Genomic DNA, 21,864 nt, shown 5'->3' with positions numbered 1-21,864 from the left:
TCCCTTTCGGGCACCCTCCAATCTCTCAGAGGTTCCATCCATGTCAAGGGTAGGTAAGGTTTTTCGCGTTGCATCGAATTAATCCACATCATCCACCGCTTGTGCGGGTCCCCGTCAATTCCTTTGAGTTTTAATCTTGCGACCGTACTCCCCAGGCGGTCTACTTCACGCGTTAGCTGCGTTACCAAGTCAATTAAGACCCGACAACTAGTAGACATCGTTTAGGGCGTGGACTACCAGGGTATCTAATCCTGTTTGCTCCCCACGCTTTCGTGCATGAGCGTCAGTTTTGACCCAGGGGGCTGCCTTCGCCATCGGTGTTCCTCCACATATCTACGCATTTCACTGCTACACGTGGAATTCTACCCCCCTCTGCCAAACTCTAGCCTTGCAGTCACCATCGCCATTCCCAGGTTGAGCCCGGGGATTTCACGACAGTCTTACAAAACCGCCTGCGCACGCTTTACGCCCAGTAATTCCGATTAACGCTTGCACCCTACGTATTACCGCGGCTGCTGGCACGTAGTTAGCCGGTGCTTATTCTTCAGGTACCGTCATGAGCCGCAGATATTAGCCACAGCCTTTTCTTCCCTGACAAAAGAGCTTTACAACCCGAAGGCCTTCTTCACTCACGCGGCATTGCTGGATCAGGCTTGCGCCCATTGTCCAAAATTCCCCACTGCTGCCTCCCGTAGGAGTCTGGACCGTGTCTCAGTTCCAGTGTGGCTGGTCGTCCTCTCAGACCAGCTACTGATCGATGCCTTGGTAGGCCTTTACCCCACCAACTAGCTAATCAGATATCGGCCGCTCCATGAGCATGAGGTCTTGCGATCCCCCACTTTCTCCCTTGGGACGTATGCGGTATTAGCGTAACTTTCGCTACGTTATCCCCCACTCCTGGGTACGTTCCGATATTTTACTCACCCGTTCGCCACTCGCCACCAGAGCAAGCTCCGTGCTGCCGTTCGACTTGCATGTGTAAGGCATGCCGCCAGCGTTCAATCTGAGCCAGGATCAAACTCTTTAGTTTAATCTCTGTTTGTGGCCACTGCTGGTCACTGGTTCGCTCTTCTCAAAAATACTGACAGTATTTCTACTGAATATTTCTTTGTTGAGCATTTAATGCTTTTTGTTGCAGCATCAAACGCCCACATTTATCGACTGTAAATTTTTAAAGATCATTATTCGGTGCTGCGCTGCTGATAAAGCGTTTTGTTCATCAGCGAAGAGGCAAGATTATGAGGCGTTTCGCACATCTCGTCAAGCTCTTCTTTTTCCCGCTTCGCGCTGCATTTGCATGCGTCGTTTTGCGAGGGGGCGAACTATAGCAAGGGCGGGCGCGTCTGGCAAGGGTAAAATAAACGAATGTCTATCCTACTTACTACGCTGAACGCCCGCTATACCCATGCATCGCTGGGGTTGCGCTATTTACTGGCCAATATGGGCGCGCTGCAGGAGCAAACGCGGCTGCAGGAATTTGTCATCGGCGCCAAGGCCACCGAGATTGTCGAACGCATCCTGTCGTACTCGCCGAAGATCGTCGGCTTCGGCATCTATATATGGAACGTCGAGGAGACCACCAAGGTCGTCGCCATGCTCAAGCGCGTGGCGCCGCGGGTGGTGGTGGTGCTGGGCGGCCCGGAAGTGTCACACGAGACCCATGAGCAGGAGATCGTCAAGCTGGCCGATTATGTGATTACCGGCTGGGGCGACGTCACCTTCCCTAAACTGTGCGGCGAAATCCTCCACGGCCCGAAACCGCTGATGAAGGTGCACGCCGGCGTGCAGCCGCCGATGGCCGAGATCAAGCTGCCCTACTCGCTCTACACCGACGACGACATCAAGAACCGCACCTTGTATGTGGAAGCCTCGCGCGGCTGCCCGTTCAAGTGCGAGTTCTGCCTGTCCGCCCTGGACAAGACGGCATGGCCGTTCGCGCTCGACAGCTTCCTGGCGGAGATGGAATCGCTGTACCAGCGCGGCGCCCGCCTGTTCAAGTTTGTCGACCGCACCTTCAACCTGAACATCAAGACCAGCCTGAAGATCATGCAGTTCTTCCTCGACAAGCTGGAAGCCCATCCGGACGATCCGGTCTACGCCCACTTCGAGCTGGTGCCGGACCATCTGCCGGACGCACTGAAAGAGGGCATCAGCAAGTTCCCGCACGGCGCGCTGCAGTTCGAGATCGGCATCCAGAGCTTCAACCCGGCGGTCCAGACACTGGTCAGCCGCAAGCAGGACAACCAGAAGGCCGCCGACAACATCCGCTGGCTGACCACGCAATCGCACGCCCACATGCACGTCGACCTGATCGCCGGCCTGCCCGGCGAGACGGTGGAGAGCTTTGCCGAAGGCTTCAACAAGCTGTGGGCGCTGGCGCCGCACGAGATCCAGTTCGGTATCCTCAAGCGGCTGCGCGGCACGCCGATCATCCGCCACACGCAGGAATACGGCATGGTCTACGACCCGTATGCGCCGTACACCATCCTGGCCAACCGCGATATCGACTTTGCAACCATGCAGCGCCTGGTGCGCTTTGCCCGCTACTGGGACCTGGTGGCCAATTCCGGCCGCTTCGCCCATACGCTGCCGGTGCTGCTGGGCGAGCAGCCGTTCCAGCGCTTCATGGCCTTCGCCGACTGGCTGTACGCCAACACCGACGCCACCCACCGCATCGCGCTGGAGCGGCTGGTGGCGATGGTCTCGCGCTACCTGCAGACGCAGGGCATGGACAAGGCCGACGCCGACGCCCTGCTGGCCACCGACTACAGCGGCGGCGCCAAGGCCAAGCCGGCGGCCGAGGCCACACCGGCACCGAAGCGCCAGGCGCGTCGCTTGGCTGCCTGAACGGCATCCGCCTTAAGGGCGAGGCCGCACACCTCAGACACATGCTCTGGTAGCGGCCCGGACCAATCTCCCTTAAACTGGCGGTTATGCCCATCGCCCAAGAGCCCTCCCTGACACTGAACGCCGGCGCCGTCACCGCGACCGGCACCTGGCAGGTTCACGCGCTGGCGCAGGGCAAGGCGATGGCCAGCATCACCGCCTTCCTCGCCGCCCTGAAGGACCGCCAGGTCACCTGGGACCTGGCGGCGGTCCACAGCATGGACCACATCGGCGCCCAGTTGTTCTGGAACGCCTGGGGCAAGCGCCGCCCGGCCCAGCTGCAGCTGCCGCCGGAGCTGGAGGAATTCTTCAACCGGCTGGAAAGCACCGGTACGATCGAGCTGCCCCGCACGCGCCAACACCGCCTGACGCTGGTGATGAAACTGGGGTTCGCGGTGATGCTGTTCTTCGAGCACCTGACCGGGCTGCTGCGGCTGATCGGCGAACTGGTGCTGGACATCGGCCGCTTCCTGCGCAGGCCGATGCGCGGCCCGTGGAAGGAAATCTCCGCCAATATCTACCACGCCGGCTTCCAGGCGCTGGGCATTACCGCGCTGGTTGGCTTCCTGATCGGCGTGGTGTTCTCCTTCCTGTCGGCGCAGCAGTTGCGCAACTTCGGTGGCGACATCTTCCTGGTCAACCTGCTCGGCATGAGCATCATCCGCGAACTGGGGCCGCTGCTGGCGGCGATCCTGGTGGCGGGCCGCTCCGGCTCGTCGATCACCGCGCAGTTGGGCGTGATGCGCGTGACCGAGGAGCTGGACGCCATGCTGGTGATGGGCATCTCGCACGGCTTCCGCCTGATCATGCCCAAGGTGCTGGCGTTGGCCATCGCCATGCCGCTGCTGGTGATCTGGACCGACACCATCGCGCTGCTGGGCGGCATGCTGTCGGCGCAGGTGGAGCTGAACCTGTCGCCGCAATACTTCCTGATGAAACTGCCGGAAGCGGTGCCGCTGGCGAACTACATGATCGGCATCGGCAAGGGGGTGGTGTTCGGCATGCTGATCGCGCTGGTGTCGTGCCACTTCGGCCTGCGCATCAAGCCCAATACCGAGAGCCTGGGCCGCGGCACTACCACCTCGGTGGTGACGGCGATTACGGCGGTGATTCTGGCCGATGCGGTGTTCGCCATCATCTTCAGCGGCGTGGGGTTCTGATGAGCGAAAACATCAGCACCTGCGGCGCGGCCACCGGCGAACTGACGCTCGACGGCAGCGTGCCGGTGGTCGAGATCACCGGCCTGTGGACCAAGTACGGCCGTACGGTGGTGCACCAGGATCTGAACCTGGAGATCGAACAGGGCGAGATCATGTCCATCGTCGGCGGCTCCGGCACCGGCAAGACCACACTGCTGCGGCAGATGCTGGGCCTGGAACATCCGGCGCGCGGCTGCGTGCGCGTGTTCGGCGAGGACATCAGCGAGATCGGCGCCGACCAGTTGCAGCAGCTGCGCAATCACTGGGGCATGCTGTTCCAGCAGGGCGCGCTGTATTCGGCGCTGACGGTGTTCGAGAACATCGCGCAGCCGATGCGCGAGCTGCACGTGCTGCCGGAAGACCTGGTGCGCGACGCCGTGCTGCTGAAAATGAATATGGTCGGTCTGGGGCCGGAGCATGCGAACAAGATGCCGTCCGACCTGTCCGGCGGCATGGTCAAGCGGGTGGCGCTGGCGCGGGCGCTGGCCTTGGAGCCCAAGTTGCTGTTCCTCGACGAGCCGACCGCCGGCCTCGACCCCGACTTGTCGGAGGCGTTTGTGCGGCTGATCAAGTCGCTGCACCGCGAGCTCGGGCTGACGGTGGTGATGGTCACGCACGATCTCGATACGTTGTTCGCGCTGTCGACCCGCATCGCGGTGCTGGCGGAAAAACATGTGATCGCGCTCGGCCCGCTGCAGGACCTGCTAAAAGTGGATCACCCGTTCATCAAGGAGTTCTTCCTCGGCGACCGCGGCCGCCGCGCGCTGGAAGCGCTTGAAGAAAAAACATCGACGGAGAAATGATGGAAAACCGTTCCCACGCCCTCACCACCGGCTTTTTTACGATCACGCTGCTGATCGCGGCCATTCTGTACGGCCTCTGGTTCAACCGCGACCGCGTCGAGCGCACGCCGTATGTGATCGCCACCGCGCAGTCGGTTCCCGGCCTCAATCCGCAGGCGCCGATCCGCTATCGCGGGCTGGAGGTGGGCCGCGTCGGCGGCATCGCCTTCGACCCGAAAGTGGCCGGCCAGATTCTGGTGACGCTGAACATCAATACCGACGCGCCGATCACCACCACCACCTTTGCCGCGCTGGGCTACCAGGGCGTGACCGGCATCGCCTTCATCGCGCTGGACGACGACCAGGTCGGCTCGCCGCTGCTGCCCTCCAGCAGCGAGCATCCGGCGCGCATTCCGCTGCGCCAGGGCTTCTTCGATCAGCTGGAAAAGCGCGGCAAGGAGATTTTGTCGCAGACCGAGGAAGTCACCCGCCGTCTGAACGATCTGCTCAGCGATGACAACCGCAAGACCATCATCGGCGCCTTCGCCGACGTCAGCCAGACGGCGCAGAAATACCGCGCTATCCCGGATCAGCTGCAGCCGACCATCGACAAGCTGCCGGCGCTGGCCAATGCGGCGCAGAAGACGCTGAACTCGGTCAACGCGCTGGCCACCGACGTCAACCAGTTGACCACCGGCCTGCAGGCGCCGGGCGGGCCGATCGACCGCATCACCACGCAGGTGGAGCGCATCGGCGGCTCGGTCGACGCGGTGGCCGGCGGGCTGGAGCTGGACACGCTGCCGCAGGTGAATTCGCTGTCGGACGACACGCGCGCGTCGATGCGGGCGCTGCGCCGGACCATGAACAAGATTAACGACCGTCCGCAGAGCCTGATCTTCGGCGCGCCCGGCACGCCGCCGGGGCCGGGCGAAGAAGGCTTTGCGGCGCCCACGAAATAAGGAGAGCGCGATGATGATCAACACCTTCCGTAACGGCGTCGCCATGGCCGTCGCCGCGCTGGCATTGGGCGCCTGCGCCAGCAAGGGCCAGCCGACCGCGCAGTACGACTTCGGCCCGCCACCGGCGCAGACCAGCAGCGCCAGCACGGTCGGCGCGCTGATCGTGGCGGATGTGACCGGCCCGGCGGCGCTCGATTCGGAGCGCATGTATTACCGCCTGCTGTATGCGGATGCGCGGCAGTCGCGCCCGTATGCCTACAACCAGTGGACGGCGACGCCCTTTCAACTGCTGACGCAACGCATCAAGACCAGCTTGTCGCATGGCGGCGTCAAGGTGCTGTCGGCCACCGATGCGGCAGCCAGCGCGACGGTGCTGCGCATGGAGGTCGAGGAGTTCACGCAGAACTTCGACAGCGCCACCAGCAGCCAGGGGCTGCTGCGGCTGCGCGCGTCGGTGTTCCGCGATCACCGCCTGGTCGATCAGAAGACCTTTAGCAGCAGCAAGCCGGCGCCGAGCGCGGACGCCGCCGGTGGCGTGCGCGCGCTGGCCGATGCCAGCGACGCCGTCGCCGCCGAGATGCTCACCTGGCTGGCGGCGCTGCCGCCGTCGAAATGACGGAACAGCCGCCGGCGTCCGGTCCGCAGCCAGAGGCGCCCGCCGCGACGCCCGCCGAGCCGGCTGCGGCGACAACGACAGCGGCAACCACGCCACCGCCGGACAAGCCGCCGCTGGCGCCGATGAGCCGGACCTCGCCGGTCACGCGCGCGGCGCTGCTGGCCTATCTGTTCCTGATCATCTACGCCAGCTGGTTCCCCTTCTCCGGCTGGCACAACCAGGGCCTGTCGCCGTTCATCTTCCTGGAAACCACCAAGCTGCCGCGCTGGTGGACCATGTTCGACGCCATCACCAATGTCATCGGCTACATGCCGCTCGGCACGCTGATCGTCTACGCGCTGTATCCGCGCATCAAAAACCTGTGGGCGCTGCTGATCGCCACTGCCTGCGGCGCGCTGGTCTCCGGCACCATGGAAGCGGTGCAGACCTTCCTGCCCACCCGCGTGTCTTCCAATCTGGACTTCTACACCAACGCCGCCGGCTGCGCCATCGGCGCCCTGATCGGCGTGCTGACCGTGCGCCGCCTGCTCGACCAGAGCGAGCTGCAACGCCTGCGCCAGGCCTGGCTCGCGCCACACGCCAGCCAGGGGCTGGTCCTGCTGGCGCTGTGGCCGCTGGCGCAAATCTATCCGCAGAACTTCCTCTACGGCCTGGGCCAGCTGCTGCCCATCCTGTCCGACTGGCTGTCGCAACTGCTCGACATGGAGATCGACATGGGCAACCTGATCCGCCCCGACGTCGAGCTGACGGTCGAGCAATACTGGCTGTCCGAAACCATCATCACCGCCTGCGGCATGGTCGGCGCCGGCCTGACGCTGCTATGCCTGCTGCGCAAGCCGGCCCCGCGCGGCCTGCTGGTGGCGGCCATGATCGCCGCCTCGGTGCTGGTCAAGGGCCTGTCTTCGGCGCTGCTGTTCGCGCCGGAAAACGCCTTCGTCTGGGTCACCCCCGGCGCCGAGGGCGGTTTCCTGATCGGCGCCATCATGCTGGCCGGCCTGGCCTACGCGCCGCACGTGGCGCAGCGGCGGCTGGCCATCACCACCCTGCTGCTGGGCCTGGCGATCATCAACACCACCCCGGCCAACCCGTATTTCGTGGCCACGCTGCAAACCTGGGTGCAGGGCAAATTCCTCAATTTCAACGGCGCCGCCCAGTTCCTGTCGCTGCTGTGGCCATTCTTCGCGGTCTGGTTCCTGTGGCTGCCGTCGCACAAGCTGAACGCCGCCAAGGTATCATAGCGGCTACGATTTCCGAGAGGACCAGCGATGAGCGATCAACCCTACTACAAACACCACGTCTTCTTCTGCATGAACCAGCGTGACGACGGCCGCAACAGCTGCGGCGACCACGGCGCCGAAGTGGCGCAAAAGCACGCCAAGAAGCGCTGCAAGGAACTCGACATGTACGGCCAGGGCGAGGTCCGCATCAACCAGGCCGGCTGCCTGAACCGCTGCGAAGAGGGCCCGCTGCTGGTCATCTATCCGGAAGGCACCTGGTACACCTATGTCGACACCGCCGATATCGACGAAATCATCGACAGCCACCTGGTCAACGGCCAGGTGGTCGAACGTCTGAAAATCTGAGTCCATGCACATGAGCGAAAAATTCACCCTGGCCGGCGGCGCCGGCAACATCGAAGGCGTCCTCGACTATCCGCGCGACGGCGCCGCGCCGCGCGGTGTCGCGCTGGTGGCCCACCCGCACCCGCTGTACGGCGGCACCATGGACAACAAGGTGGCGGTGACGCTGATGCGTACCTTCGCCAGCCTCGGCTACGTGGTGGCGCGCATCAACTTCCGCGGCGTCGGCCAGTCCGAGGGCGTGCACGACCACGGCCAGGGCGAGACCGACGACATGGCCATCCTGCACCAGTGGATGACCGAGAAATTCCCCGGCCTGCCGGTGGCGCTGTCGGGCTTCTCCTTCGGCACCTATGTGCAGTCGCAACTGGCGCAGCGCCTGGCCGCCGCCGGTACGCCGGCCGAGCGCCTGGTGCTGGTCGGCGCCGCCGCCAAAAAATGGCAGATGGCCGACATCCCGGCCGACACCATCCTGATCCACGGCGAGCAGGACGACACCATCCCGCTGGCCGACGTGCTGGACTGGCTGCGGCCGCAGGACATTCCGGTCATCGTCATTCCCGGCGCCGACCACTTCTTCCACCGCAAGCTCGGTCACATCAAGAGCTGGGTGATGCAGTTGTGGGGGCACGCAGACTTAACCGGGGCTGAAGCGGACGCCGCAAGTGCCGACTAAGCAACTATAATCATCCGGCTTTTAACTTTACCCCCAGATCCCATGAAGAAAATTATCGCGGCTTTGGCCACCAGTGTGATGTTGATAACCTCGGCCGTGGCGCAAACGCTGCCGGCGCCGAACATCGCCGCCAAGTCCTGGCTGCTGCTGGACTCCACCAGCGGCCAGATTATCGCTTCGCAGGACCCGAACGCCCGCATCGAGCCGGCGTCGCTGACCAAGATCATGACCGCCTACGTGGTCTTCGGCGCGCTGCGCGACAAGAAGGTCACGCTGAACCAGATGGTCAACGTGTCGACCAAGGCCTGGAAGGTCGACGCCGCCAGCTCCAAGATGTTCATCGACCCGGCCACCCCGGTCAGCATCAACGACCTGCTGTACGGTCTGATGGTGCAGTCGGGTAACGACGCCGCCGTGGCGCTGGCCGAAGCGGTGGCCGGCGACGAGTCGGCCTTCGTGGTGCTGATGAACAAGGAAGCCCAGCGCCTGGGCCTGAGCTCGACCCACTTCGCCAACCCGCACGGCCTGCCGTCGCCGGAGAACTATTCGACCGCGCAGGACCTGTCGCAGCTGGCGCAGCACGTGATCCGGGACTTCCCCGAGTTCTACAAGATCGACTCGGTGAAGAGCTTCACCTACAACAAGATCACCCAGCAGAACCGCAACCGTCTGCTGTGGCTGGACCCGACCGTGGACGGCATGAAGACCGGCCACACCGAAGCGGCCGGCTACTGCATGATCGCTTCGGCCAAGCGGCCCAACGGCGCCGGCGAGCGCCGCCTGATCTCGGTGGTGCTGGGCACCTCGTCGGACCAGGTGCGCACGCAGGAAAGCCAGAAGCTGCTGAACTGGGGCTTCCAGAACTTCGACACCGTCAAGCTGTACTCGAAAGGCCAGGCGATCGCGACGCCGGAAATCTGGAAAGGTTCCAAGAGCGAGGTCAAGATCGGCTTCGCGCAGGACGTGATGGTGACCGTGCCGAAGGGCGTGGCGGCCAAGATGAAGCCGGCGCTGGAGCGCAAGGACCCGCTGGTGGCCCCGCTGGCCGCCAACAGCCGCGTCGGCACGCTGAAGATGGTGGTCGATGGCAAGCCGATGCTGGAACTGCCGGTGGTGGCGCTGGAGACCGTGGAGCAAGCCTCGATCTTCGGCCGCGCCTGGGATTCGATCCGCCTCTGGCTCAAATAAGCACCGCCCCCGTCGTCACGCCCTCGCAAGCGGGAATGACGGCGGATCAGTCGGCGCTGGTGTACTTCAGCGACGCCTGCGCCCACGCGAAGGCGGCCTGTCCCACCGCGGGCAGGCTGTCGATATCAATGCCCAGCTCGCCAGCAATGTCCAGCGCCGGCGCAATCTTGTCGCGCTGCAGCAGCAACACCATCGTCAAGTACGGGCGATAGACCCCCGCCTCCCCCAGCAGCACCGCGCGGATATCGTCCGACAGATGCATCTTGCCGACCAGCTTATCCATCGGCACGCCCAGCAACACATCAAACAGCGACAGCAAGCCGACCAGGAACAACTCATCACGGCTGGCCGCCGGCAGCTGGCTGCATGTTTCCAGGAAGCGCGCGCGCGTCAGCGCGATTTCCAGCAGCGACGCATCGCGCTCCCGGTTGGCGCCGCCGCCAAGCCGGAACATCGACACCGTCAACCCGCGATACAGCTGATTGCGCCCCAACACCATGAACGCCTGCTGCAGGCTGGTCACCTTGGTGGTCTGGCCGTTGGCCGGCGCGTTCGCCCATTGCAGTACCTGGAAGGTCATGCCCGGATCGCGCTTGGCCACCTCGATCATGGCCGGCAGCTCGGCATCCGTACGCAGCAGGTTGAGCAGCTCGATCGAGGTCATCCGGCTCTGGTCGATCTTGGCGTCCGGGTCGGCCTGGTCGGCGGTGGTCAGGAACGGGCCCATGAAATAGCTTGCGCCCCACGACAGCAGCATGCGCTGCTCGTCCCAGGTGGCGACGCCATCGACCAGCAATTTCAGATGCGGATAGTGCAGATGCAGGTGCCTGCACAGCGCCTGGAACTCGCTCAGCGGATGCTGATCCAGCGACAACAGCACCAGCTGGGCGGCGGACAGCGCCGCCACGTCGGCATCGTTCTGGTTCAGCGACACGCCGCGCAGCGCGACCTGGCTGCCGGCCGCGCGCAGCACGGCGGCGGCCTCGGCGGCGTCGCGGTCCAGCAGGAATACCGTGTGCGGCGCCGCCAGCGGCAGATGCAGACCGGCGGCCACCGCCTCGGCGCTGAGCGGCACCAGCGCCATGCGCTGCTGCGCGAACTCCGGCACCTGCGCCACCACCAGCGCCTCGATCAGCACCGGCGCCGGCGCGTCGGCGCCAAAGCGGTAGCCGGCCAGACGCTGGCGTTTATCGACGATCTCGGTGCGGGTCAGCAGCACCGCCGTGGCGTCCGCCGACGGCGCGGCGTCGGCGGCCTGCTCCGCCGGCGCCGCGCCCGCTTCCGGCTTCGACTTCAGAAACGACAAAAATCCCACGTTGATCTCTCCGTTCGGTCTGGCAGACGTCATGATCATACTATAATTCCTGCCTCACATTTACGCTTGGAAAGTATGTCATGGCCGACCTGTCCTGCCCTGCCGTCGTCACCTATGCTGGCGGCCTGACGCTGTCGCGCATCGTCGCCGGCATGTGGCGCATGAACGAATGGCACCTGACGCCACCGCAGCGCCTGGACTGGATCGAGCAGGCGCTGGCGATGGGCGTCACCAGCTTCGACCACGCCGATATCTACGGCGGCTATGGCGTCGAGGCCAGCTTCGGCGAGGCGCTGGCCTTGCAGCCGTCGCTGCGCGACCAGATGCAGATCGTCAGCAAATGCGGCATCAAGCTGGTGTCGGCGGCGCGCCCGGCGCACACCATCCAGCACTATGACACCAGCGCCAGCCACATCATTGCCTCGGCCGAGCACTCGCTGCGCCAGCTGCGCACCGACCATCTGGACCTGCTGCTGATCCACCGTCCGGACCCGCTGATGCACTTCGATGACATCGCCGGCGCCTTTGAGCGACTGCGCCAGGACGGCAAGGTGCGGCACTTCGGCGTGTCCAACTTCAGCCGCCACCAGTTCGAGAGCCTGAACCGGCGCATCGCGCTGGCCACCAACCAGGTGGAATGCTCGCCGCTGCACGTGGCGCCGATCTTCGACGAGACCTTCGACGGCCTGCAGGACCTGGGCGTGGCGCCGATGATCTGGTCGCCGCTGGCCGGCGGCCGCCTGTTCAATGGCGACGACGCCGCCGGCGCGCGCGTGCGCGCGGCGATCCAGCAGGTGGCCGACGAGTTGCAGCGCCCATTCGGCAGCGTGGTGTTCGCGTGGATCATGCAGCTGCCAAGCCGGCCGCTGCCGTTGACCGGCTCGGGCCGCATCGAGGCGGTGCGGGAAGCGGTGGCGGCGACCCAGTTCAGCCTGAGCCGCAGCCAGTGGTTTGAAATCCTGCGCGCCGCGCGCGGCCACGAGGTGGCTTAATCGTCGTGGTAGACCAGCGGCGGCGCCACGCCGGTCCAGCCGGTGCGCCAGGCCGCGTTCAGCGCCAGCGTGCCGACGATGTAGACCAGGAAGAACAGCGCGAAGTACGCCTGCCGCAGCCAGACCAGCAAGCCCAGGTTGATCAGCAAGGCCACCAGCGCGCCCCAGCTCTTGTTTTGCTTGGAGCTGGGGAAGCGCACGGTGGACACCATCAGCGTGCCGACCACGAACAACAGCAGCACGACCAGGCTGCCCTGCGACACCGTGGCTGCCGGGTCCGGCCACGCCACCACCACCGAGGCCACACAGGCGGCGCCGGCGGTGATCGGCATGCCGACGAAATAGCGCGGATCGGTGCGGCCGACGTTGACGTTGAAGCGTGCCAGCCGCAGCGCGCCGCAGGCGACAAAGAAGAAACTGGCCATGCCACCCAGGCGCAGCAGCGTCGGGTAGTCGGCGCCGAGCTGGTGGAAGCCCCAGCAATACAACAGCAAGCCCGGCGCGCAGCCAAAATTCATCACATCGGCGATAGAATCGAGTTGCATGCCGAAATCGGATTGGGTGTTGGTGGCGCGCGCCACGAAACCGTCCAGCGCATCGAACACGCCGGCCAGCACCAGCAGCATCGCCGACAGGCGATAATCGGCGGCCAGGCCGTCGGCGGCGTTGTCGACCGAAATGACGATACTGCCAAAGCCGCAGGCGATCGACATCAGGGTGACGATGCTGGGCAGGGCAAATTTGGCGCGCTGCATGCGCTGGCGGTGTAATGGCTTCAAAACAGGCTAATCCGAAAGAAACGGCAAGCTTACCATTTTCGTCCACGCTACCGCGTGCAGCACTTTTAAAATACAGCTTAGAATTGTCAGCATGACACAGGAGTTAATCATGGAAAAATGGCGTCGGATATTGGCGGGAGCGCTGGCGACTGCGCTGCTGGCGGGGTGCGGCATGGGCGGCACCGATGAGGAAGCGGTACGCAAAAAAGAGGCCGCCAACAATACCCCCGCGCCGGCGGCGGGCGCGCCGACGCTGACCAACAACAACGCCACCGACGGCTTCAACTGGATCAACTACCGGCGCAGCCAGGTCGGCGTGTCGGTGCTGACGCGTAACAGCCAGATCGACACCGCCGCGCAAGGCCACTCCGATTATCAGCGTGCCAATAACAGCATCACCCACGAACAGACCGCCGGCAAGCCCGGCTTCACCGGCGCGCAGCTGACCGACCGCCTGACCGCCGCCGGCTACACGCTGGGCAGCGTCTACGCGGCCGGCGAGGTGATTTCCGCCACCACCAACACCACCGGCTTCTACCAGGCGGACGAGCTGATCACCGCGATCTACCACCGCTACGTGATGTTCGACCCGGCCTTCCGCGACATCGGCGTCGGCTCGGCCACCGTCAGCGGCGGCTACACCTATTTCACCGCCGACTTCGGCGTGACCGGCAGCTACAACAGCCTGGGGCGCGGCCAGTTGGTCACGTATCCGTTCAACAACCAGACCGGCGTGCCGGTCAACTTCTACAGCGACACCGAGGCGCCGGACCCGGTGCCCAACCAGAACCTGGTCGGCTACCCGATCAGCGTGCACGCGGACGCCTACGGCAGCACCGGCGGCACGGTGACGGTGCAAAGCTTTACCGTGACCCCGCGCGGCGGCGCGGCGCTGACCACCCGCCTGCTCAGCTTCGACGCCGGCAACAACAACAATGTGCGCAGCGCCGCCGCCATCATTCCGCTGGCGCCGCTGGCCGCCACCACCACCTACGACGTCAGCTTCAGCGGCACGGTGGCGGGTGTGGCCGTCACGCGCAACTGGTCGTTCACCACCAAATAGGCGCCGCGTCCGCATGGTAAACAACGACCACCAGACCACCACCAGTCCGCCGCTCCCGGCGGTTCCCGCCGGCGGCCATGTGCTGCAGGTGGAAACGGGCCTGCAGCAGTTGATGGGCGACCGCGAGCTCTATCTGCAGATCCTGCGCCGCTTCCGCCAGCGTTACCCGGACAGCGGCAGCCAGGCGCGCGCCGCCTTCGACAACAACGAGCCGGGCCATGCGCAGCGCATCATCCACACGCTCAAGGGCGCGGCCGGCATGATCGGCGCGCAGCAGGTGTATTTGCTGGCGGCGCAGCTGGAACCGCTGTGCGCCGCGCCGGCGCCGGCGTGGGCGGCGCCGCTGACCCAGCTGGAACTGGCGCTGCGCAGCCTGATCAATGTTATCGACGAGGTGCTGGAAGGCGACCGGCGCGAGATGCTGGAACGCAGCGCACCGCCAGCGCCGGCGGTGCCGGAAACCCGCATGCTGCTGCGGCATCTGGCGCGCTTGCTGGACGAGGGGGATGGCGCGGCGATCGACATGCTGGAACAATCGGCCACGGTGCTGGCGCAAAGCCTGGGCATGGAAGTGTTTCAGGAGGTGACCGAAGCGGCGCACCAGTTCGATTTTGAAGCGGCGCTGGCGGCCTTGCAGGCGGCGATCGACTGACGGCCGGCCCGCGCGCTAGCGGGTGTATTCCTTTTCTTCGTCAAACGCCTCGGCGCATTCCTTGTCGCAAAAACGACGCACATTGTCCAACGGTTTTTCGCAGTACCAGCACGCGCCCTTGGCTGGCAGCAGGTGGCGCGCGCGCATCGGCGGCGTGGGCGTGGAAAGGTTGGGCGGCCGGACCGCCCCGTCATCGGCGATGCTCTCTTGTATCGGTTCCACGATCCCCTCCTTCGAGGCGAAGCTCAATAAGTTGCAAGGTTACTTCAGCGGAATTGCCGCGTACATGAGATTTCTCAACGGTTGCATGACGCCGCACAACCATTTGCGACAATCAATAATAGCAGGAGAAACGTGGCGGCCACATCTACCGCTGAGGCTGAAACGGACGATATATTTTTCAATGAAAAAGGGGGAAACGATAGTTGATGCAAGCCGCGTGGCGCGCCTTATAATCATGTCTACTATTCGCCCTCAGGAAAAAGCACGCATGTCTGAATCCGGCACCTCCTCCTCCCTGCTGTCCGCGCGCGTGCTCGGGCTGGCGCAACTGGGATTGATCGTCATTGACGCCCAGCACCACATCGTCATGTGGAACCAGTGGATGGCCAGCCGTTCCGGCCGCTCGTCGCACCGCGTGCTCGGCCAGGACCTGTTCGACCTGTACGGCGAGCTGCGCGGACAGCGGCTGGAGCAGGCGGTGCTGAGCGCGATGCAGAGCAACCTGCCGCAGCAGCTGTCGCCGGCGCTCAATCCGTCGCCGTTCCCGCTGTACCCGGCCGGTAGCTGGGGCGGCGAGCGCGTCGAGCAGCAGGTGTCGGTGACGCCGTTCAGCGAGGGCAAGGAGCGCTACTGCCTGATCGAAGTGAGCGACATCAGCACCATCGTCGGCCGCGAGCGCCAGCTGCGCAGCCAGGCCGAGCAACTGCGCGCGCAATCGTATGTTGACGGCCTGACCGGCATCGCCAACCGGCGCCACTTCGACGTCGCGCTGGACCGCGAACTGCGGCGCGCCACGCGCCACGAGGGCCAGCTGTCGCTGCTGCTGATGGATATCGACTCCTTCAAAGCCTACAACGACCACTTCGGCCACCAGCAGGGCGACGCCTGCCTGACGCGGGTGGCCGAAGCCTTTGCCGCCACCCTGCAGCGTCCGGGCGACCTGGCGGCGCGCTACGGTGGCGAGGAATTCGGCGCCGTGCTGCCGGACACCAACGCCGAGCAGGCCGCGCTGGTGGCGGAAAGCATCCGTGCCCGGATCGCCGCGCTGGGCATCATGCACGCGCCGGCGGCGGCGCGTCCGCACGTCACGCTGAGCATCGGCGTGGCCACCTTCGACAAGGACCGGCTGGCCGAGCCCGCCGCCATGCTGGCCGCCGCCGACAGCTGTCTGTACGCCGCCAAAAAAGCCGGACGCGACTGCGTCATCATCTACCAACATCAGCAGGAGAATGCAGCATGAAGTTACGCAGTGTCTTGACCGTGGCGGCCATGCTGGCGGCGCCCTACACCCATGCTGCCGCCGTCTGCGGCGGCCAGCCGCCGTCCGGCGAACTGAGCGCCACACGCATCGCCGCCGCCAACAGCCCCCGCGGCGAGCCGGGGCTGTACGAAGGACCGGTGTGGATCAAGGACGCGCTGTACTTCTCCGACTTCACCTTCGGGCCGGGCTTCCCGTCGCGCATCATGAAGCTCGACGCCAGCGGCAAGCTCAGCGTGGCGATCGCCGACAGCGGCAGCAACGGCCTGGCGACCGATGGCGCCGGCAACATCCTGGCGGCGACGCACAAATTCAAATCGGTGTCGCTGTACACGCTGGACGGCAAGCGCAGCGACGTGGTGGGCAAGTTTGAAGGCAAGGTCTTCAACTCGCCGAACGACCTGGCGCTGGCGGCGGACGGCACGCTGTACTTCAGCGACCCGGATTACCAGCGCGCCGCCGCGCCGGGCGGCCAAGAGAAGACGCGCGTGTACCGCGTCGGCACCGACGGCAAGATCACGGTGGTGGACGACACGCTGACCAATCCAAACGGCGTGTCGCTGTCGCCGAAGGGCGACGTGCTGTACGTGAACGGCATGGTGGGCGAGCACGGCGTGCTGCGCGCCTACGCCATCGTCAACGGCGTGCCGCAGGCGGGCAAGGACCTGGTCGACAAGCTGGGCGTACCCGACGGCATGGCGGTCGACTGCTACGGCAACCTCTACGTCAGCGAGCACACCGACCAGCGGCTGCGGGTATTCACACCGGCCGGCAAGCAGATCGCCACGATCAAGGTCGACGCCAACGTCACCAACGCCGCCTTCGGTGGCGCCGACGGCAAGACCCTGTACATCACCGGCGCCGGCGCCGTCTGGCAGATCAAACTCGACGTCACCGGCTCGCCGTACTAGACAGCATTTCCACTTCTGATTAAGGTTTTTGTGCGACGCTATAATGAATGATACATTCTGAAGAGAGGCGTGTATGTCACAACCGCTGAAAGAACTGAAGCAGAAGCTGTCCGAATTGACTTCGGACGAAAAAGCACATCTGGCGACGTACCTACTGGAATCATTAGAACCAGTAGAGTCTGGGGATATTGAAGAAGCCTGGCGATTTGAAGCGGAGGCGCGACTGGCGGAGGTCGAAAGTGGAAAAGCAAAAACTTTTTCCGCCGATGAGGTATTCAGCGAGTTAGATCGCCATCTGCCGTGACAACCGTTCGCTTCCATGCCGATGCAAAAGCGGAGCTAAAAGAAGCCGTGTTATTTTACGAGGCGCTATTTCCAAATCTGGGCAAAGCTTTCTCCGCCGAAGTTAAAAGAGCCATTCAACTTCTTCAGGTCTATCCGAACGCGCAACCACGCATAAGTGACACACTCCAAAAACTTGTCATCCGGCGCTTTCCTTTCTCGCTGATTTATCAGCACCAAGTGCCAACGAATCAAATTCTTATCCTCGCAGTAGCCCACCACCGCCGGCGGCCGGGCTACTGGAAAAAGCGCCAGCCATAAAATTCTTGAACTGACCCGTGTTATTTGCCAATGCAGAAGCGGCTGAAGATGACGCCCAGCAGGTCGTCAGAGGAGAAGGCGCCGGTGATGCTCGATAGCTGCACTTGCGCCAGCCGCAGTTCTTCGGCGAACAGGTCCAGCGACTGGTCGTTCTGCGCGGCGTGCTCGCCGGCCCGCGCCAGATGGGCGCCGGCGTTCTTTAGCGCGATCAGGTGACGTTCGCGCGCCAGGTACAGCGATTCGCCGGTCTGCTGCCAGCCGGCGATGCGCAGCAGTTCCTTGCGCAGCAGGTCGATCCCGACCTGCTCGTGCGCCGACAGGTAGATGTGCGTGACGTCGTCCATCACGTCCACCGCCGGCTTGTGGCCGGACAGGTCGATCTTGTTCCAGATGCGCAGCACCGGCACGCCATCCGGGAAGGCGGCCATGATGCCCTCGTCGGCGCGCGACGGGCCGTGGTCGGCGTCCAGCAGGTGCAGGATCACGTCGGCCTTGCCGACCTCGCCCCAGGTGCGCTCGATGCCGATGCGTTCCACCACGTCCACCGCCTCGTCCGGCGCGCGGATGCCGGCGGTGTCGATGATGTTCAGCGGAATGCCTTCGATCTGGATGGTCTCGGTCACCTTGTCGCGCGTGGTGCCGGCGATCGGCGTGACGATGGCCACGTCATTGCCCGCCAGCGCGTTCAACAGCGATGATTTGCCGACGTTGGGCTGCCCTGCCAGCACCACGTTCAGGCCTTCGCGCAGCAACGCGCCCTGCGCCGCCTGTTTGAACACTTGCTCCAAAGCGTCAACAATGCCCTTCAGTTGCCCACGCGCGTCGGATTTTTCCAGGAAGTCGATCTCTTCTTCCGGGAAATCCAGTGTCGCCTCGACCAGCATGCGCAGGTTGGTGACGCTGCCGACCAGCGTGTTGACGGTTTTGGAGAACGCGCCCGACAGCGATTGCGACGCCGATTTGGCCGCCGCCTCGGTCGAGGCGTCGATCAGGTCGGCCACCGCCTCGGCTTGCGCCAGGTCCAGCTTGTCATTGAGGTAGGCGCGGCGCGTGAATTCGCCCGGCTCGGCCAGCCGCAGTCCGATCGGCTCGCCCGCCTCCAGCACCCGTTGCAGCAACATCTGCAGCACGATCGGGCCGCCGTGGCCTTGCAGCTCCAGCACGTCCTCTCCGGTGTACGAATTGGGGCCTTTGAACCAGATGGCGATGCCCTGGTCGATGATGCCGCCGTCGGCCTGCTTGAACGGGAGGTAGGTGGCGTGGCGCGGCTTCAAGGCGTCGGTGCCGAACAGCGCGGTGATCAGTGCTGGCAGCTGTTTGCCGGAGGCGCGCACCACGCCGATGCCGCCGCGTCCGGGCGCGGTGGCGATGGCGGCGATGGGGGAAGAGTCGAGGTTCATAGACGAATTGTAGGGGATATAAAAAAAGCCCGCGATCAACACGGGCTTTTAAGCAACAGCTTACCGTCTTAAGCCTTGGCCGGCTCCGGCGGTGTGCCGAATTTCTTGCTGATCACGTACTGTTGACAGATCGACAGCACGTTGTTCACCACCCAGTACAGCACCAGGCCGGATGGGAAGAAGAAGAACATCACCGAGAACGCCAGCGGCATGAACAGCATCATCTTGGCCTGCATCGGATCGGCCGGCGCCGGATTCAGCTTGGTGGTGATGAACATCGAAATCGCGTACAGCACCGGCAGAATCGCATACGGGTCGTGCTGCGCCAGGTCGCTGATCCAGCCGATCCACGGCGCGCCGCGGATTTCCACCGCCGACTGCAGCACGTAGTACAGCGCGATGAACACCGGCATCTGCACCAGGATCGGCAGGCAGCCGCCCAGCGGGTTGATCTTCTCCTGCTTGTACAGTTCCATCGTGGCCTGGTTCATCTTGGCCGGATCGCCCTTGTAGCGCTCGCGGATGGCTTGCATCTTCGGCGTCACCAGCTTGACCTTGGCCATGCTGCGGTAGCCGGCCGCCGACAGCGGGAAGAACAGCAGCTTGATCAGGATGGTGAAGGCGATGATGGTCCAGCCCCAGTTACCGGTGAAGGTATGGATGTGCTCGATCACCCAGAACATCGGCTTGGCGATCATCGCCAGCCAGCCGTAGTCGCGCACCAGCTCCAGGCCCGGCGAGACTTTTTCCAGCAGCTGCGCTTCCTGCGGACCGGAGAACAGCTGGGCGTCGTTCGACACGGTCGCGCCCGGCGCGATGGTGCCCAGCGGCTGCTTGACGCTGATGCCGTACAGATTGGTGCCGATCTTCTCGGTGGTGATGTCGTGCATCAGCTTAGGCTGCGGAATGAAGGCCGAGACGAAGAAGTGCTGCGAGATCGCGATCCAGCCGTTGTCGGCCTTGGTGACATGGTCCTGCAGCACCGGCTTGCCGGTTTTCTCGGCTTCCTGCGCGGCTTTTTCCAGCTTGTCGAAGTGCAGCTTCTCGTAGCGCTTCTCCTCCGTGTACATGGTCGGACCGGTGTAGCTGCTGTTGAAGAAGGAGTCGCCGGGCGGCTTGTTGCCGTCGTGCGCCAGTTGCAGGTACAGCTGCGGCGCCACCGGCGCGCTGCCGATGTTGGTGACGTCGTGACGCACGTCGATGACGTAGTCGCCACGCTTGAAGGTGAAGGTCTTGGTCAGCTTGACGCCGCCCGATTCCGATTCCAGCACCAGTTGCACCTGGTTGCCGTCGTTCAGCATGCGCGGGCCGGGCTTGGCGACGAAGCCGCTGGTGTGGTTCGGCAGGTCCGGTGCGCCGATCAGGCCGGTGCGGCCCAGATAGGTTTTGCCGGTGCCGGCGTCGACGTCGAACAGCACGATGTTCTTGCTGTTGTCGCCCGGTTTGCACCACTCGAACAGGCCGAAGCAGCCGCCGAACCAGCCCGGGTGGCCGTTTTCCTTGTACTTCAGCAGTTCCAGGCGACGGATCACGCCACCCTGGGTATCGATATCGGCACGCACCACGTCGGTGGTGATGGTGATGCGCTCGGCCTTGAACGGCGCGGCATCGGCGGCGGGCGTGGCCGCTCCCGGCACGGCCGCTGCGGCCGCGCTGGCGGCAGGCGCCGGCACGTCGGATTTCTTCGCCTCAGGCGCCTTGGCCGCCGGCGGTGGCGGCGCGAACATCGATGGATGGCCGTTCGAGACTTGCCAGTTGTTCCACAGAACAAACAGCGACACCGCAAACACGATCCACAGGATAGTACGTTTATTGATATCCATTAGGTATTTTCAGGAGTGGTTGCAACCGCAAGCGGTCGATGAAGAATTCGTTTTGCCGTCGGCCGGCGGCACCGGATCGTGCCCGCCCGGATGCCACGGATGGCAACGGCATACGCGCCGCAGCGCCAGCCAGCTACCCTTGGCGGCGCCGTGCACCTGCAACGCTTCCAGCGCATAGTTCGAGCAGCTCGGATAAAAGCGGCAGCTCGGCGTCATCATCGGGCTGATGGCCAGTTGATAAAAACGCAGCAGGAGGCGGAGCACGGTTTTCATGGCGCCCCAGATAGAGGCGGCGGCGCCGGAGGCAAGCCCGGCTTGCCGGACAATTTGGCCTGCGCGGCGAACAGACGTGCCAATTCCACCCGCAAGGCCGCTTTCAGCTTTGCAGTGGTGGCGGGTCCGTCCTTGCTGTTGACCGGTCGGGCCAGGCGCACCACGCAATCGAGGGGCGGCAGGCCGGTGGTCCGGAACAGTTCGCGGGTGACACGCTTGATCGTGTTGCGGGTGACGGCGCGCGGCGCGAAGCGCTTGGCCACCACGACCCCCAGCCGCGCATGCGGCAGTTGGTTCAGACGGGTGTACAGCACGAAGTGCGCGCTTTTTTGGCTGGGGCGCAAACGAAAAACGGATGAAAATTCATCCGTTTTAACGATACGCCGAGCGCGCGCGAAGTCGTGTGAACCTTCGCCTGTCGAGCCGCTGGTAACGCAGCTGTCCACGCGATCAGCTAACAAGTGACTAGCTTATACAGCCAGACGCTTGCGGCCTTTGGCGCGGCGTGCGTTCAGCACCTGGCGGCCACCACGGGTAGCCATGCGTGCGCGGAAGCCGTGGGTACGCTTACGGCGTACAACGGAAGGTTGGTAAGTACGTTTCATGTTGGTCTCGCTTAAAGCAGAAAAAAATGCAAAATCGGGTCAGACGGCCCGTCAGTTTTTGGTGCCAATGACACTTCGCGCA

The 21,864-nt window shown here is 64.1% G+C and carries 24 protein-coding genes and 1 rRNA gene; 16 read left to right on the top strand and 9 right to left on the bottom strand.

The features are described from left to right. A 16S ribosomal RNA gene (locus tag GTP44_RS19765) occupies nt 1–1,030 on the bottom strand; the annotation flags it as partial. Nucleotides 1,031–1,365: 335 nt separating this feature from the next. Between GTP44_RS19765 and GTP44_RS19760 the strand changes: the two genes are divergently transcribed. The 9 genes from GTP44_RS19760 (at nt 1,366) to GTP44_RS19720 (ending at nt 9,886) form a co-directional block, all read left to right on the top strand. Beyond that, nucleotides 1,366–2,847 carry a B12-binding domain-containing radical SAM protein gene (locus GTP44_RS19760; protein WP_161020769.1) on the top strand — a complete coding sequence of 494 codons (1,482 nt, stop codon included), beginning with the start codon at nt 1,366–1,368 and terminating at the stop codon, nt 2,845–2,847. An 86-nt stretch (nt 2,848–2,933) separates the two neighbouring features. After that, on the top strand, nt 2,934–4,046 hold the full coding sequence (locus GTP44_RS19755) for an MlaE family ABC transporter permease (protein WP_161020768.1): 1,113 nt from the start codon (nt 2,934–2,936) through the stop codon (nt 4,044–4,046). Beyond that, the gene (locus tag GTP44_RS19750; RefSeq protein ID WP_161020767.1) at nt 4,046–4,888 is read left to right on the top strand and encodes an ABC transporter ATP-binding protein; all 843 of its coding nucleotides are present in this window, start codon (nt 4,046–4,048) and stop codon (nt 4,886–4,888) included. The genes GTP44_RS19755 and GTP44_RS19750 overlap by 1 nt, the downstream gene beginning before the upstream one ends. Beyond that, nucleotides 4,888–5,826 (top strand): MlaD family protein, encoded by a 939-nt coding sequence (locus GTP44_RS19745; protein ID WP_161020766.1) that lies wholly within the window; start codon nt 4,888–4,890, stop codon nt 5,824–5,826. Before GTP44_RS19750 ends, GTP44_RS19745 begins: the two co-directional genes overlap by 1 nt. Before the next feature lie 10 nt (nt 5,827–5,836). Beyond that, entirely contained in the window at nt 5,837–6,442 is a 606-nt protein-coding gene (locus tag GTP44_RS19740) for an ABC-type transport auxiliary lipoprotein family protein (RefSeq protein WP_308494382.1), read from the top strand. Between the two features lie 122 nt (nt 6,443–6,564). Further along, nucleotides 6,565–7,680 carry a VanZ family protein gene (locus tag GTP44_RS19735; RefSeq protein ID WP_161020774.1) on the top strand — a complete coding sequence of 372 codons (1,116 nt, stop codon included), beginning with the start codon at nt 6,565–6,567 and terminating at the stop codon, nt 7,678–7,680. A gap of 27 nt (nt 7,681–7,707) precedes the next feature. Continuing rightward, on the top strand, nt 7,708–8,025 hold the full coding sequence (locus tag GTP44_RS19730) for a (2Fe-2S) ferredoxin domain-containing protein (protein ID WP_160991917.1): 318 nt from the start codon (nt 7,708–7,710) through the stop codon (nt 8,023–8,025). Nucleotides 8,026–8,029: 4 nt separating this feature from the next. Next, the gene (locus GTP44_RS19725) at nt 8,030–8,698 is read left to right on the top strand and encodes an alpha/beta hydrolase (protein WP_161020765.1); all 669 of its coding nucleotides are present in this window, start codon (nt 8,030–8,032) and stop codon (nt 8,696–8,698) included. A 42-nt stretch (nt 8,699–8,740) separates the two neighbouring features. Further along, nucleotides 8,741–9,886 carry a D-alanyl-D-alanine carboxypeptidase family protein gene (locus GTP44_RS19720; RefSeq protein ID WP_161020764.1) on the top strand — a complete coding sequence of 382 codons (1,146 nt, stop codon included), beginning with the start codon at nt 8,741–8,743 and terminating at the stop codon, nt 9,884–9,886. Between the two features lie 46 nt (nt 9,887–9,932). Here GTP44_RS19720 and GTP44_RS19715 read toward each other — a convergent pair whose 3' ends face one another. Further along, entirely contained in the window at nt 9,933–11,234 is a 1,302-nt protein-coding gene (locus GTP44_RS19715) for an EAL and HDOD domain-containing protein (RefSeq protein ID WP_161020763.1), read from the bottom strand. Nucleotides 11,235–11,281: 47 nt separating this feature from the next. On the opposite strand from GTP44_RS19715, the gene GTP44_RS19710 reads away from it, so the two are divergent. Beyond that, nucleotides 11,282–12,193 (top strand): aldo/keto reductase, encoded by a 912-nt coding sequence (locus tag GTP44_RS19710; RefSeq protein ID WP_161020762.1) that lies wholly within the window; start codon nt 11,282–11,284, stop codon nt 12,191–12,193. On the opposite strand, the gene pssA is transcribed toward GTP44_RS19710, so the two are convergent. Further along, nucleotides 12,190–12,948 (bottom strand): CDP-diacylglycerol--serine O-phosphatidyltransferase, encoded by a 759-nt coding sequence (gene pssA / locus GTP44_RS19705; RefSeq protein ID WP_160992004.1) that lies wholly within the window; start codon nt 12,946–12,948, stop codon nt 12,190–12,192. The two genes, GTP44_RS19710 and pssA, sit on opposite strands and share 4 nt — an antisense overlap. Before the next feature lie 133 nt (nt 12,949–13,081). On the opposite strand from pssA, the gene GTP44_RS19700 reads away from it, so the two are divergent. After that, nucleotides 13,082–14,035, top strand: coding sequence for a CAP domain-containing protein (locus tag GTP44_RS19700; protein ID WP_160991922.1), 954 nt, complete (start codon nt 13,082–13,084; stop codon nt 14,033–14,035). Nucleotides 14,036–14,048: 13 nt separating this feature from the next. After that, the gene (locus GTP44_RS19695) at nt 14,049–14,687 is read left to right on the top strand and encodes an Hpt domain-containing protein (protein WP_161020761.1); all 639 of its coding nucleotides are present in this window, start codon (nt 14,049–14,051) and stop codon (nt 14,685–14,687) included. 15 nt (nt 14,688–14,702) lie between these two features. Here GTP44_RS19695 and GTP44_RS19690 read toward each other — a convergent pair whose 3' ends face one another. Further along, complete coding sequence (locus GTP44_RS19690; protein WP_161020760.1) at nt 14,703–14,909, bottom strand: hypothetical protein; 207 nt, start codon at nt 14,907–14,909, stop codon at nt 14,703–14,705. 268 nt (nt 14,910–15,177) lie between these two features. On the opposite strand from GTP44_RS19690, the gene GTP44_RS19685 reads away from it, so the two are divergent. The 4 genes from GTP44_RS19685 (at nt 15,178) to GTP44_RS19670 (ending at nt 17,681) form a co-directional block, all read left to right on the top strand. Continuing rightward, a complete protein-coding gene (locus GTP44_RS19685) occupies nt 15,178–16,149 on the top strand; it encodes a GGDEF domain-containing protein (RefSeq protein WP_161020759.1) in 972 nt (323 codons plus the stop codon). Further along, nucleotides 16,146–17,078, top strand: coding sequence for an SMP-30/gluconolactonase/LRE family protein (locus GTP44_RS19680; RefSeq protein ID WP_161020758.1), 933 nt, complete (start codon nt 16,146–16,148; stop codon nt 17,076–17,078). The genes GTP44_RS19685 and GTP44_RS19680 overlap by 4 nt, the downstream gene beginning before the upstream one ends. A gap of 73 nt (nt 17,079–17,151) precedes the next feature. Next, nucleotides 17,152–17,382: an addiction module protein gene (locus GTP44_RS19675; protein WP_161020757.1), complete on the top strand. Its 231-nt coding sequence runs from the start codon at nt 17,152–17,154 to the stop codon at nt 17,380–17,382. Further along, nucleotides 17,379–17,681 (top strand): type II toxin-antitoxin system RelE/ParE family toxin, encoded by a 303-nt coding sequence (locus GTP44_RS19670; protein ID WP_160991928.1) that lies wholly within the window; start codon nt 17,379–17,381, stop codon nt 17,679–17,681. The genes GTP44_RS19675 and GTP44_RS19670 overlap by 4 nt, the downstream gene beginning before the upstream one ends. 20 nt (nt 17,682–17,701) lie before the next feature. On the opposite strand, the gene mnmE is transcribed toward GTP44_RS19670, so the two are convergent. The 5 genes from mnmE to rpmH all read right to left on the bottom strand — a co-directional run bounded on the left by mnmE (nt 17,702) and on the right by rpmH (nt 21,782). After that, on the bottom strand, nt 17,702–19,081 hold the full coding sequence (mnmE, locus tag GTP44_RS19665; RefSeq protein WP_161020756.1) for a tRNA uridine-5-carboxymethylaminomethyl(34) synthesis GTPase MnmE: 1,380 nt from the start codon (nt 19,079–19,081) through the stop codon (nt 17,702–17,704). A 68-nt stretch (nt 19,082–19,149) separates the two neighbouring features. Beyond that, nucleotides 19,150–20,904, bottom strand: coding sequence for a membrane protein insertase YidC (gene yidC / locus GTP44_RS19660; RefSeq protein WP_161020755.1), 1,755 nt, complete (start codon nt 20,902–20,904; stop codon nt 19,150–19,152). 9 nt (nt 20,905–20,913) lie between these two features. Next, a complete protein-coding gene (gene yidD / locus GTP44_RS19655; RefSeq protein WP_160991931.1) occupies nt 20,914–21,177 on the bottom strand; it encodes a membrane protein insertion efficiency factor YidD in 264 nt (87 codons plus the stop codon). Continuing rightward, on the bottom strand, nt 21,174–21,623 hold the full coding sequence (rnpA, locus tag GTP44_RS19650) for a ribonuclease P protein component (RefSeq protein ID WP_161020773.1): 450 nt from the start codon (nt 21,621–21,623) through the stop codon (nt 21,174–21,176). The genes yidD and rnpA overlap by 4 nt, the downstream gene beginning before the upstream one ends. Before the next feature lie 24 nt (nt 21,624–21,647). Continuing rightward, nucleotides 21,648–21,782 (bottom strand): 50S ribosomal protein L34, encoded by a 135-nt coding sequence (gene rpmH / locus GTP44_RS19645; protein WP_040378179.1) that lies wholly within the window; start codon nt 21,780–21,782, stop codon nt 21,648–21,650. Between the last annotated feature and the right edge of the window lie 82 nt (nt 21,783–21,864).

The organism is Duganella lactea, assembly GCF_009857505.1.
Lineage (GTDB): Bacteria > Pseudomonadota > Gammaproteobacteria > Burkholderiales > Burkholderiaceae_D > Rugamonas > Rugamonas lactea.
Note: the sequence above shows the minus strand (reverse complement) of the source record. Positions and strands in the feature narration are given on the sequence as shown.

What these genes read in the sequence shown, in the direction of transcription:
- mnmE (WP_161020756.1), bottom strand. Translation starts at nt 19,081, where the DNA reads ATGAACCTCGACTCTTCCCCCATCGCCGCCATCGCCACCGCGCCCGGA.
- GTP44_RS19755 (WP_161020768.1), top strand. Translation starts at nt 2,934, where the DNA reads ATGCCCATCGCCCAAGAGCCCTCCCTGACACTGAACGCCGGCGCCGTC.
- GTP44_RS19740 (WP_308494382.1), top strand. Translation starts at nt 5,837, where the DNA reads ATGATGATCAACACCTTCCGTAACGGCGTCGCCATGGCCGTCGCCGCG.
- yidC (WP_161020755.1), bottom strand. Translation starts at nt 20,904, where the DNA reads ATGGATATCAATAAACGTACTATCCTGTGGATCGTGTTTGCGGTGTCG.
- pssA (WP_160992004.1), bottom strand. Translation starts at nt 12,948, where the DNA reads ATGCAGCGCGCCAAATTTGCCCTGCCCAGCATCGTCACCCTGATGTCG.
- GTP44_RS19750 (WP_161020767.1), top strand. Translation starts at nt 4,046, where the DNA reads ATGAGCGAAAACATCAGCACCTGCGGCGCGGCCACCGGCGAACTGACG.
- rpmH (WP_040378179.1), bottom strand. Translation starts at nt 21,782, where the DNA reads ATGAAACGTACTTACCAACCTTCCGTTGTACGCCGTAAGCGTACCCAC.
- GTP44_RS19680 (WP_161020758.1), top strand. Translation starts at nt 16,146, where the DNA reads ATGAAGTTACGCAGTGTCTTGACCGTGGCGGCCATGCTGGCGGCGCCC.
- GTP44_RS19675 (WP_161020757.1), top strand. Translation starts at nt 17,152, where the DNA reads ATGTCACAACCGCTGAAAGAACTGAAGCAGAAGCTGTCCGAATTGACT.
- GTP44_RS19700 (WP_160991922.1), top strand. Translation starts at nt 13,082, where the DNA reads ATGGAAAAATGGCGTCGGATATTGGCGGGAGCGCTGGCGACTGCGCTG.
- GTP44_RS19735 (WP_161020774.1), top strand. Translation starts at nt 6,565, where the DNA reads ATGAGCCGGACCTCGCCGGTCACGCGCGCGGCGCTGCTGGCCTATCTG.
- GTP44_RS19760 (WP_161020769.1), top strand. Translation starts at nt 1,366, where the DNA reads ATGTCTATCCTACTTACTACGCTGAACGCCCGCTATACCCATGCATCG.
- GTP44_RS19730 (WP_160991917.1), top strand. Translation starts at nt 7,708, where the DNA reads ATGAGCGATCAACCCTACTACAAACACCACGTCTTCTTCTGCATGAAC.
- GTP44_RS19715 (WP_161020763.1), bottom strand. Translation starts at nt 11,234, where the DNA reads ATGACGTCTGCCAGACCGAACGGAGAGATCAACGTGGGATTTTTGTCG.
- GTP44_RS19745 (WP_161020766.1), top strand. Translation starts at nt 4,888, where the DNA reads ATGGAAAACCGTTCCCACGCCCTCACCACCGGCTTTTTTACGATCACG.
- yidD (WP_160991931.1), bottom strand. Translation starts at nt 21,177, where the DNA reads ATGAAAACCGTGCTCCGCCTCCTGCTGCGTTTTTATCAACTGGCCATC.
- GTP44_RS19695 (WP_161020761.1), top strand. Translation starts at nt 14,049, where the DNA reads ATGGTAAACAACGACCACCAGACCACCACCAGTCCGCCGCTCCCGGCG.
- GTP44_RS19720 (WP_161020764.1), top strand. Translation starts at nt 8,741, where the DNA reads ATGAAGAAAATTATCGCGGCTTTGGCCACCAGTGTGATGTTGATAACC.
- GTP44_RS19710 (WP_161020762.1), top strand. Translation starts at nt 11,282, where the DNA reads ATGGCCGACCTGTCCTGCCCTGCCGTCGTCACCTATGCTGGCGGCCTG.
- GTP44_RS19685 (WP_161020759.1), top strand. Translation starts at nt 15,178, where the DNA reads ATGTCTGAATCCGGCACCTCCTCCTCCCTGCTGTCCGCGCGCGTGCTC.
- GTP44_RS19725 (WP_161020765.1), top strand. Translation starts at nt 8,030, where the DNA reads ATGCACATGAGCGAAAAATTCACCCTGGCCGGCGGCGCCGGCAACATC.